Origin of the sequence: Agromyces humi, from assembly GCF_009720255.1 — a bacterium.
Classification (GTDB): Bacteria; Actinomycetota; Actinomycetes; order Actinomycetales; family Microbacteriaceae; genus Agromyces; species Agromyces humi.
Genome location: NZ_WJSP02000328.1, coordinates 1 through 4,194 on the forward strand (window position 1 = coordinate 1; position 4,194 = coordinate 4,194).

The following is a 4,194-nucleotide window of genomic DNA, read 5'->3' on the forward strand; positions in this document are numbered from 1 at the left end:
TCACGAGCAAGGCGCACGACGGCGACCGCGACTTCCTGAGCCTCGGAACCGGCGCGTGGGACGCCTCCGGACGGCCGAGCTGGGTACGGATCGACCGCGTCTTCCGAGTGCGCACCGGGGGGATGCGTCGCGCAGGCGGCCGGATGCTTCGGCGTACCCCTCGCGGTAGAACGCGTACGTGGCGATGAACCGCGTCGGCAGCTGGTGCGGATGCAGGTCCCACCCCTGCGGGAACCCGCGCTCGAGCGAGCGACGCACGAGCCGCGCGTGCAGCCGCCACGCCTCCTGCATGCGGGCGCCGACGGGCAGCACGTTCGTCGACCCGTCCGAGAGGCGGATGCCCGTGCCCGCGACGGCGACCTGCATGAGGCCCTTGGCCAGGTCGGCGGCGGGATGCTCCATCGACTGGTACCCGGCGGCGATGCCGAGTGCGGAGCTGTAGTCGTAGGTGCCGTAGTGCAGCCCGCTGATGCGCCCGGGCACCGCGGTCGCGAGCTGGGCGAGCGGCGAACGTCCGTCGGCACCCAGCACGACCTGCGGGGTCTCGACCTGCACCTCGAACCGGAGCCTGCCGTCGGCGAGTCCGTGCGCGCGTTCGAGGGCGGCCGCGGCATCCGCCATCGCCTCGACCTGCGCGACGGTCGAGACCTTCGGCAGCGTGAGCGCGAGGCCGTCGGGCAGGCCGCCGTGTTCCAGGAGCGCCGTGATGAACAGGTCGAGCGTGCGGATGCCGCGGGCGCGCGTCGCGGCCTCGAACGACTTGATCCGGATGCCCACGAACGGCGGGGCGAACCCCGCGCCCTCGGCGGCGATGACCCGCTTGGCGGCGCGGACGGCGTCGGCGTCCTCGACGTCGTCGCCGCGGTCGCCGTAGCCGTCCTCGAAGTCGACCCGGAGGTCCTCGATGGGCTCGAGCACGAGCTTCTGCTCGACCGCGGAGGACACGACCCCGGCAGTCTCCTCCTCGAGGCCGACCGCGACCGCGACCGCCTCGACCCCGCCCGCGCCGTCGACGGCCGCCAGGGCGTCGCGTCCCCACAGCGCGGGCAGCTCGGGGGTGTACCGGTCGGCGGGCACGTAGACGGTGTGCACCGGTTGGCGCGACCCGTCGTCGCCGGGATAGGCCGTCGCGAGGAGCCGGTCGGTCGCGGCGAGCCGGGCGTCGATGGCGGCGAGGGTGACGGCCGAGAGGGCGGTGCGCACGCTCACTCCAGCAGTTCGTAGGCCGGAAGGGTGAGGAAGTCGACGTACTCGTCGGCGAGGCAGAGCTCGGCGACGAGGCGGGCGGCGGGCTCGGTGAACGCGGCGAAGCGCTCTGGCGTCGTCTCCGCGCGGAGCTTCGCGACCTCCTCGTCGAACACCTCCTGCACGAGTTCAGGAGTCATCGTGCGCCCGGTGTCGGCGAGCACCACGCCGTGCCGGAGGTGCTGCCACACCTGCGATCGCGAGATCTCGGCGGTCGCGGCGTCCTCCATCAGGCTGTGCAGGGCGACCGCGCCGCTGCCCGCGAGCCAGGCGGCCGTGTAGGCGACGCCGACCGAGAGGTTCGTGCGCAGGCCGGCCTCGGTGACGGCGCCGCCGGTCGAGGCGACGTCGAGCAGTTCGGCGGCCGACACGTCGACCTCGGGTCGCTGCCGGTCGAGCTGGTTCGGCCGGTCGCCGAGCACCGAGTCGAACACCTCTCGGCAGACGGGCACGAGGTCGGGGTGTGCGACCCAGGATCCGTCGAAGCCGTCGTTCGCCTCGCGGGTCTTGTCGGCCCGCACCTTCTCGAAGGCGACGGCGGTGGCCTCGGGGTCGGCTCGGTTCGGCACGAACGCCGCCATGCCGCCCATCGCGACGGCGCCGCGACGGTGGCAGGTCTGCACGAGCAGCTCGGTGTAGGCGCGCATGAACGGCGCGGTCATCTGCACGTCGGCCCGGTCGGGCACGATGAACTCGGGGCCGGCATCGCGGAACACCTTGATGATGCTGAACAGGTAGTCCCAGCGGCCTGCATTCAGGCCCGACACGTGCTCGCGCAGCTCCCACAGGATCTCGTCCATCTCGAACGCGGCCGGGATCGTCTCGATGAGCACCGTCGTGCGAATGGTCCCGAGCGGCAGGTCGAGCGCCTCCTGCGCGTACACGAACACGTCGTTCCAGAGCCGGGCCTCGAGACGCCCCTCGAGCTTGGGCAGGTAGTAGAACGGCCCGTCGCCGTTGTCGACGAGCTGCCGCGCGGTGTGGAAGAAGTGCAGCCCGAAGTCGACGAGCGATCCCGAGCCGCGCTCGCCGTCGATGAGCACGTGCTTCTCGGGCAGGTGCCAGCCGCGCGGTCGGGTCACGACGGTGGGCCTGCGGATGTCGTCGCGCAGCGCGTACGCCTTGCCCTCGGGCGAGGTGTACGCGAGGGTGCCGGATGCGGCGTCGCGGAGGTTGCGCACGCTCCCCACGACGTTGGCCCACGTCGGGCTGGACGCGTCCTCGAGGTCGGCCAGCCACACCCTCGCACCGGAGTTGAGCGCGTTGATCGCCATCTTCGCCGGCGATGCCGGCCCGGTGATCTCGACCCGGCGGTCGGCGAGCGCCGGCGGCGGCGGCGGTACCAGCCAGTCGGCGGCACGGGTCTCGGCGGTCTCGGGCAGGAAGTCGAGCGCCTCCCCGCGCGCGATCCGCTCCCGGCGCTCGGTGCGGGCGTTCAGCAGCTCGCGACGGCGCGAGTCGAACCGCAGGTGCAGCTCCTCGACGAACGCGAGCGCTTCGGCGGTGAGGATCTCCTCGCCGCCCGGGACCTCGCTGTCACGGGCGATCTCGATGCTCATGCGGCGGCCGCTCCCTTCCGGGTCGATACTCCTCGCGCTGCCCTCATCTTGGCGCACATGCGTGCCCGGCGTCACCGGATCGGGCGCAAGTCCCCGGCGTAGACTCCGACAAAGGAGTGTGCATGGATCACATCGACGTGACCGTCAACGGACGGCGACACCCGTTGCAGGGCATCGCCGCGCAGACGACCACCCTGGACTGGCTTCGCAGCCTGGGCCTCACGGGGTGCAAAGAGGGCTGCGCGGAGGGCGAGTGCGGCGCCTGCGCGGTGCTGCTGGCCACGGACGACGAGCACGGCGGCACCGAGTGGACGGCGGTGAACGCCTGCCTGGTGCCCGCCGCGGCCCTCGCCGGGCAGGAGCTCGTGACCGCCGAGGGGCTCGGGTCTCCCGAGGACCCGCATCCCGTGCAGGCGGGACTGGCCGCAGCGGGCGGTTCGCAGTGCGGCTACTGCACCCCCGGCTTCGCGTGCAGCATGGCTGCCGAGTTCTACCGTCGCGGTCGGCACGAGGGCGAGGCCGAGGCACCGGATGCCGAGGCCACCGTCGAAGGCCGCACCGACGCCCATCACGGCCCGAACGGCTTCGACCTGCACGCGCTGAGCGGCAACCTCTGCCGCTGCACGGGCTACCGGCCGATCCGGGATGCCGCATATGCCCTCGGCTCGCCGGAGGACGGTGATCCGCTCGCCGAGCGCCGCTCACGACCGGCGCCCGATGCCGTGGCGACGCACCTCGACGGCGACGACGGGCGGTTCGTGCGGCCCGCCTCCCTCGACGACGCGATCGCCCTGCTCGGCGATGAGCCCGACGCGACCGTCGTCGCCGGCACCACCGACTGGGGCGTCGACGTGAACCTCCGCGGTCGACGGGCGCCCCTCACGGTCGCCATCGAGCGGCTGCCCGAGCTGCGCACCTTCGCCGTCGGCGACGCGAGCATCGAGCTCGGCGCCGCGCTCACGCTCGCCGAGGTGCAGCGTCGCCTCGACGGGCGCGTCCCGCTGCTCGCCGAGCTGTTCCCGCAGTTCGCCTCGCCCCTCATCCGCAACCGGGCCACGATCGGGGGGAACCTCGGCACCGCCTCCCCCATCGGCGACACGGCGCCCGCCCTGCTCGCGCTCGAGGCGAGCGTCGTGCTGGTCTCGGCCGACGGCGAGCGCGAGGTGGACCTCGCCGAGTACTTCACCGGGTACCGGCAGACGGTGCGCCGCCCCGGCGAGCTCATCCGCGCCGTGCGCATCCCGCTCCCGCTCGCCGAGCTCACGGGGTTCCACAAGATCGCGAAGCGACGCTTCGACGACATCTCGAGCGTCGCCGTGGCCTTCGCGCTCGACCTCGACGACGGCGGCATCGTCACGGCCGCGCGGATCGGGCTCGGCGGGGTCGCGGC

The 4,194-nt window shown here is 73.1% G+C and carries 3 protein-coding genes; 1 reads left to right on the top strand and 2 read right to left on the bottom strand.

Annotated features, from left to right (window positions below; genetic code table 11):
* Together GH736_RS18275 and aceB are read right to left on the bottom strand one after the other, a co-directional pair.
* Window positions 1-1,203, bottom strand: coding sequence for a DUF6986 family protein (locus tag GH736_RS18275; protein WP_407922367.1), 1,203 nt, complete (start codon window positions 1,201-1,203; stop codon window positions 1-3).
* Between the two features lie 2 nt (window positions 1,204-1,205).
* A complete protein-coding gene (aceB, locus tag GH736_RS18280; protein WP_159605885.1) occupies window positions 1,206-2,804 on the bottom strand; it encodes a malate synthase A in 1,599 nt (532 codons plus the stop codon).
* Between the two features lie 122 nt (window positions 2,805-2,926).
* Here aceB and GH736_RS18285 point away from each other — a divergent pair.
* Window positions 2,927-4,194, top strand: a 1,268-nt coding sequence (locus GH736_RS18285) for a xanthine dehydrogenase small subunit (RefSeq protein WP_159605887.1), incomplete at its 3' end; no start/stop codon positions are given.